Raw genomic sequence first — 5,238 nt, 5'->3', positions numbered from 1 at the left:
CATATCTCAAAAAAGAAAAAATATCAAGATGAATCTTCAAGCATGGCTTAAATCTCCTCATCTTGGTATGATGGCTATGTTAACAGCTGGAGATAAACACTTCTTTAGATATGTCGAAGATATCAAAAAACAAACAGGAATAAATCTAAATCTTTGGGGAGTAAATCCACTTGAAGTGACACACTTTAAAACAGGCTTTTTAGGAATAGCACCTGATTTTGAAGAAAAAAGAGTTTATAGTCATGGAATCATGAAGCAGCTTAGATATCATAGTAAAAGATTTAAAGCTATGCTTGAAAGTCCAAGTTATTTTAATAGCTCTTTGTGGGATACACTTTCTGGTGAATACTATAGAAGTTTTACCGAAAAGCAGGATTATTATCATATATTTGATTATTGGGCTTGGGATGAAAAAACTGTAAACGATACTTTGATAAATCAATATGACTGGGAAACAGCTATAGACACAAGTACTACTTGGAGAATAGGTGATGGAACAGCTGGATTTTATAACTATGTTTACTATACAGTAGCAGGATTTACAGAGCATGATACATTTAGAAGTAATCAAATAAGAGAAGGACAACTCACAAGAGAAAAAGCTCTTGAACTTGTAGAAGATGAAAATCAACCAAGATATCAAAACATAAGATGGTATCTTGATGCTTTAGGTTTAGATTTTGAAGAGGTTATTAAAATAGTAAACTCAATACCAAAACTTTATAAGAAAGATTAAAATATGAATATACTTTGTATCTCAAAATATGCAAGTCCACCAAATTATAGTAAAATGCCAGCTAGGCTTTTTGTATTAGCAAAAGAATTTATTAAGTTAGGTCATAATGCAACTTTGATTACTTCTAATTCAAATCATTTTTCAACTTATCCTGAAACAAGTGAAATTTATAATTTTGAAGTAGTTGATGAAGTGCCATTGTGTTGGGTTAAAACTAAAAAATATACAAAAACTGCTTCAATTGATAGGGTTTTGAGTTGGTTTGATTTTGAAAGAAAACTCTTTAAATTGGATTTCAATAAAATTGATAAACCTGATGTAGTTTTGATTTCATCTTTATCAATATTCTCTATAATCTATGGGTGTTATCTGAAAAAAAAATTTAATGCTTTTTTAGTTTTTGAAATACGAGATATTTGGCCTTTAACAATGACAGAAGAGGGTGGATTCTCAAAATGGCATCCTTTGGTTTTGTTGATTGGTTTTATTGAAAAGTTTGGATACAAAAAAGCTGATTTAGTAGTAGGAACAATGCCAAAACTTGATTTACATGTTAAAAATATTTTAGGATATGAAAAGCCTTTTCATTGTTCCCCTTTAGGTTTTAATCCTATAAATTATCAAGAAGAGATTATGGATAATAATCCTTTTGATGAAGTTTTTCCAAAAAATAAAGTGATAGTAGGTTATGCAGGGAGTATGGGAATAACAAATGCATTAGAGCCATTTATAGAAGCGATTAAGCTTTTAAAGAATAATGAGAATATTCATTTTATGCTAGTAGGAAGTGGTGATTTAAAAGCTACTTTTGAAGAACAGCTAAAAAATTGTACCAATGTAACTTTTTTGCCTCGTATTGGACAAAATGAAGTTAAATATTTTTTACAAAAATGTGATATTTTGTATTTATCAACAAAAAATTCAAAAGTTTGGGATTATGGACAGTCAATGAATAAAGTTGTTGAATACATGTTAGCTGCCAAACCAATTATTGCATCATACACAGGTTATCCATCTATGATAAATGAAGCTAATTGTGGCTACTTTGAAAATACCTCAAGTCCTAATGATTTAAAAGATAAAATTTTAAGTATAGTTAATTTAAGCGAAGAAGAAAGAAAAAAACTTGGCGAAAATGGTAAAAAGTGGATTTATCAAAATAGACAATATTCACAATTAGCAAAAGAATACATAGATAAAATAAATGAGTTAAGGTTTCCTAAAAATGCTTAAAACACTATTTGACAAAACCTTAGCACTATTATTAATAATCCTTTTTTCACCTATCTATATAATGATAAGTTTACTCATATTATGGAAAATGGGTAGCCCAATATTATTTAGACAAAAACGACCAGGATATAAAGAAAAAATATTTGGTATCTATAAGTTTAGAACTATGACAAATGAGAAAGATGCAGATGGAAATCTACTCCCAGATGAGCAAAGATTAGTTGGAATAGGTAAGTTTATAAGAAGTACAAGCTTAGATGAACTTCCACAGCTTTTCAATGTGTTAAAAAGTGAGATGAGCTTTGTGGGACCACGACCTCTGCTTATAGAGTATCTTGATCTATATAATGAAACTCAAAAAAGAAGACATGATGTAAAGCCAGGTATTACAGGATGGGCTCAAGTAAATGGACGAAATGCTATATCATGGGAGCAAAAGTTTGAGTACGATGTATGGTATGTGGATAATCAATCTTTTTGGTTGGATATGAAAATACTTTGGATGACTTTTTTGAAGGTTGTAAAAAGAAGTGATATAAGCTCAAATACAAGTGCTACTATGGAAAAGTTTACGGGAAGTAATGATGGAAGATATTGAAAACTTCGATGGTTGGAATAGTAAAAAAACCCCTCAAGATAGAGGGGAGGCTACACTCACTAAAAGGGAGCAGCGAATTAATGAAAGTATTGTACCAAATAAAATTAAAGAAGTCAAATGATGAGTAAAAGTATATATATTTACGGTGCTAGTGGGCATGGTTTAGTTGTGGCAGATATAGCAAACGCATGTGGATATGATGATATTATTTTTATAGATGATGGAACTAATGAATATCCAACTTTTGAAGATATAAAAGATAAGAGTTCTATTCCAATAGTGTTTGGTATTGGAAATAATAATATAAGAGCGAAACTATTTGCAAAAGTTCAAAGTAGTGGCTTTGAGATAGTGAGTTTGATTCATCCAAGTGCCATAATATCTCCAAGTGTAACCATAGGCAAAGGTATAGTTGTGATGCCAAATGTAGTAGTAAATGCAAAAGCTACCATAGGAGATGGTGTGATACTAAATACTTCTAGTGTGGTAGAGCATGAGTGTATCATAGATGATTTTGTACATATTTCACCTAGCGTTGCACTTGCAGGAGATGTAAAGGTAGGTAAACATACTCATATTGGAATAGGATCACAAGTGATACAGGGTATAATTATAGGAAGTTACACCATAATAGGTGCCGGTTCAACTGTAGTAAAAAATATAGGAAATTTTAAAAAAGCATATGGTAATCCATGTATAGAAATAGAGGATATAAAATGAATAAAAGAATTTTTTTGAGTGCCCCGCATATGAGTGGAAATGAACTTAAATATATCGAAAAAGTGTTTGAAAGCAATTATATAGCACCTCTTGGTGAATATGTAAACAAGTTTGAAGATAGTATCAAGAACTATACAGGAGCAAAAAATGCTCTTGCAGTTACAAGTGGAACAGCTGCTATTCATCTAGCTCTTAGAGTGTTAGGTATTGGTCAAGGTGATGATGTTCTAGCTTCAACTTTTACTTTCATAGGTTCAGTAAACGCCATACTTTATCAAGGAGCAAATCCAGTATTTATTGATAGTGATAAAGAAACTTGGAATTTGTCTCCTAAATTACTCAATAAATACCTGTGTGAATGTACTAAAAAACCAAAAGCTCTGATAGTGACTCATTTGTATGGGCAATGTGCAGATATAGAAAAAATTGCTGATATTTGTAGGCTTCATGGAGTTTACTTAATAGAAGATGCAGCTGAAAGTTTGGGTGCTACTTATAATGGCAAACATACTGGTACGTTTGGTGATTTTGGAATATATAGTTTCAATGGAAATAAAATCTTAACCACAAGTGGAGGTGGGATGCTCGTGAGTTCGAATAAGGATTGGATTGAAAAAGCTAAGTTTTACTCAACTCAAGCAAAAGAGCCTTTCATCCACTATGAGCATGAGGAATATGGCTACAACTATCGTATGTCAAATGTTTTGGCTGCGATTGGTGTAGGTCAAATGGAAGTTATTGAAGATAGAGTAGCCAAAAAAAGAGAAATTTACGAGTGGTATAAAGAGTTTTTAAGTGATGTAGAAGAGATAACTTTTATGCCAGAGCTTGATGAAGCCAGAGGTAACAGATGGCTTACGGCTATGATATTTGAAAAATCAGATTACAATAAAATTATGAAGGCTTTAGAGGAAGTCAATGTAGAGTCAAGACCTCTTTGGAAACCTATGCATATGCAAAAACTTTTTTCAAATGCAAAAGCTATTGTTGATGGTACAAGTGAAGATTTATTTGCAAAAGGACTTTGTGTAGCAAGTGGTACAACGATGAGTAAAGATGATGTAAAGATGATTTGTGATGTAATTAAGGAAAATTTGGCTTAGTTATTGCGTTTTAAATATTTTACTTTTGGCGATAGTTTATTTTGTATCAAATATAGCAATAAGTTTTGCTATTAGTTTAGTATTACTTTATGCAGCTTATAGGTTTGTTGAGGTCAAGAAAAAGTTTGAGTAATAAATGTATAAATTACTTTACAAAATACAATATTTGTAGTATAACTGTAAACTAAATTATACGAGGTGGTTAAATTCTAAAGAGTGCTTTTGTGGGGTATAGGTGAGCTAGAAGGTTATTTGACTACAAATCAAGATTTTAAGATAGGCAAGATGATGCTGGATAGTTGGAAATTATCTTTAAAAGAAGTGAGTATAAAGGAGCTTGATGATGATACTATCAGAACTTGGAAAAACTATTAAGCAGTTACGACAACAAAAAGGGATATCCCAAGAGACTTTAGCGCAGCAGTGTGGAATATCAAGAGCAACTTTATCAAAGCTCGAAAATGGCTATATCGCAAATATAAGTATAGTTACAATCAACCAAATACTTTGCTTTCTTGGTTATGAAATAGATATCAAACCAACCAATCCATTTAGAACAAATTAAGCTAAAGTTCAATATGGTTTTGGCTTTTTTTTATGGCTATTATGGTATTATCACTTAGTATGAAATATGCAGATAATAAAAAAAGGTTTGAATAGTGTTTTTTATAGACAAACGAATACTTAACTTTCTTGTGATTATAACTCTGACTTTTGTCACTTTTGCTTGGACTTTTTTTATATTTCACCAACCCTTTTGTTTTCAAGTGGTGTTAGGTGTAATAGCTATCCGTATGGTAGCTTCTTTTTTGATTCTCAAAGACTATTCTCTTAGCTGGAGTAAGGCT

8 protein-coding genes and 1 pseudogene are annotated in these 5,238 nt (G+C 31.3%); all 9 read left to right on the top strand.

Features of this window, described 5'->3' with window-relative positions; genetic code table 11:
- Nucleotides 1-736 (top strand): hypothetical protein (locus PHI38_RS08805; protein ID WP_367182614.1); only part of this gene is annotated, 736 nt, incomplete at its 5' end.
- A gap of 3 nt (nucleotides 737-739) precedes the next feature.
- Nucleotides 740-1,969 carry a glycosyltransferase family 4 protein gene (locus tag PHI38_RS08800; protein WP_299855200.1) on the top strand — a complete coding sequence of 410 codons (1,230 nt, stop codon included), beginning with the start codon at nucleotides 740-742 and terminating at the stop codon, nucleotides 1,967-1,969.
- Nucleotides 1,962-2,567, top strand: coding sequence for an undecaprenyl phosphate N,N'-diacetylbacillosamine 1-phosphate transferase (gene pglC / locus PHI38_RS08795; protein ID WP_299855198.1), 606 nt, complete (start codon nucleotides 1,962-1,964; stop codon nucleotides 2,565-2,567). Before PHI38_RS08800 ends, pglC begins: the two co-directional genes overlap by 8 nt.
- The gene (locus PHI38_RS08790) at nucleotides 2,554-2,688 is read left to right on the top strand and encodes a hypothetical protein (protein ID WP_299855195.1); all 135 of its coding nucleotides are present in this window, start codon (nucleotides 2,554-2,556) and stop codon (nucleotides 2,686-2,688) included. Before pglC ends, PHI38_RS08790 begins: the two co-directional genes overlap by 14 nt.
- Nucleotides 2,688-3,287, top strand: coding sequence for an acetyltransferase (locus tag PHI38_RS08785; protein WP_299855193.1), 600 nt, complete (start codon nucleotides 2,688-2,690; stop codon nucleotides 3,285-3,287). Before PHI38_RS08790 ends, PHI38_RS08785 begins: the two co-directional genes overlap by 1 nt.
- Nucleotides 3,284-4,390, top strand: a complete 1,107-nt coding sequence (gene pglE / locus PHI38_RS08780) for a UDP-N-acetylbacillosamine transaminase (RefSeq protein ID WP_299855190.1) — start codon at nucleotides 3,284-3,286, stop codon at nucleotides 4,388-4,390. The genes PHI38_RS08785 and pglE overlap by 4 nt, the downstream gene beginning before the upstream one ends.
- A 222-nt stretch (nucleotides 4,391-4,612) precedes the next feature.
- Entirely contained in the window at nucleotides 4,613-4,765 is a 153-nt protein-coding gene (locus PHI38_RS08775) for a hypothetical protein (protein ID WP_299855187.1), read from the top strand.
- The gene (locus PHI38_RS08770) at nucleotides 4,731-4,955 is read left to right on the top strand and encodes a helix-turn-helix transcriptional regulator (protein WP_299855184.1); all 225 of its coding nucleotides are present in this window, start codon (nucleotides 4,731-4,733) and stop codon (nucleotides 4,953-4,955) included. Before PHI38_RS08775 ends, PHI38_RS08770 begins: the two co-directional genes overlap by 35 nt.
- 94 nt (nucleotides 4,956-5,049) lie before the next feature.
- Nucleotides 5,050-5,238, top strand: a pseudogene (locus tag PHI38_RS08765) (polysaccharide biosynthesis protein); the annotation flags it as partial.

The organism is Sulfurimonas sp., assembly GCF_028694895.1.
Classification (GTDB): Bacteria; Campylobacterota; Campylobacteria; order Campylobacterales; family Sulfurimonadaceae; genus Sulfurimonas.
Note: the sequence above shows the minus strand (reverse complement) of the source record. Positions and strands in the feature narration are given on the sequence as shown.

Coding starts and splice junctions, on each gene's coding strand:
- pglC (WP_299855198.1), top strand. CDS start 1,962: ATGCTTAAAACACTATTTGACAAAACCTTAGCACTATTATTAATAATC.
- PHI38_RS08770 (WP_299855184.1), top strand. CDS start 4,731: ATGATGATACTATCAGAACTTGGAAAAACTATTAAGCAGTTACGACAA.
- PHI38_RS08800 (WP_299855200.1), top strand. CDS start 740: ATGAATATACTTTGTATCTCAAAATATGCAAGTCCACCAAATTATAGT.
- PHI38_RS08790 (WP_299855195.1), top strand. CDS start 2,554: ATGGAAGATATTGAAAACTTCGATGGTTGGAATAGTAAAAAAACCCCT.
- pglE (WP_299855190.1), top strand. CDS start 3,284: ATGAATAAAAGAATTTTTTTGAGTGCCCCGCATATGAGTGGAAATGAA.
- PHI38_RS08785 (WP_299855193.1), top strand. CDS start 2,688: ATGAGTAAAAGTATATATATTTACGGTGCTAGTGGGCATGGTTTAGTT.